The organism is Pseudomonas sp. 3A(2025), assembly GCF_054589175.1.
Genome location: NZ_BAAILM010000078.1, coordinates 1 through 542 on the forward strand (window position 1 = coordinate 1; position 542 = coordinate 542).

The 542-nt window shown below is 54.2% G+C and carries 1 protein-coding gene; it reads left to right on the forward strand.

Going from position 1 to position 542, the window contains the following annotated elements; genetic code table 11:
• Positions 1-542 (forward strand): calcium-binding protein (locus ACYP2A_RS22805; RefSeq protein WP_459748211.1); only part of this gene is annotated, 542 nt, incomplete at both ends.

Genomic DNA, 542 nt, shown 5'->3' on the forward strand with positions numbered 1-542 from the left:
CTCCAATACGACGAAGATGGCGCTGCAGGCAGTCAAAGTACCTGGCATACCGCAATCACTCTGCAAAATGTATCGGTCACGGCATTAACCGTTGATAACTTTGCCAATGGAATAAAGCCTGACGGCACCGCTGTTCCGGGCTGGAAAGTTACAGGTAATGACAGCGCAGAAACACTTGCTGGCAGCTATTTTAATGACACCATCCTTGGCGGTGCCGGTAACGATACGATTACCGGCAGTGGCGGTAATGACTGGATTGAAGGCGGTGATGAAAGCGGCTTGTGGGCCGGCGACTCCATTCAGGGCGGCCCAGGCAACGACACTATTTTTGGTGGCGCCGGCAATGACATCATTGATGGCAATACCGGTAACGACAGCATCGATGGCGGTGCCGGAGATGACGTCTTCACCGTCATGAGCGGCGAAGGCAACGACACCCTGCTTGGCGGCACTGGCAACGATACATTCAACCTCTGGCTCACCGATTACTCTCAAGCACAAACCGTGCGCGTATACGGCGGTGACGGTGATGACCTGATTCA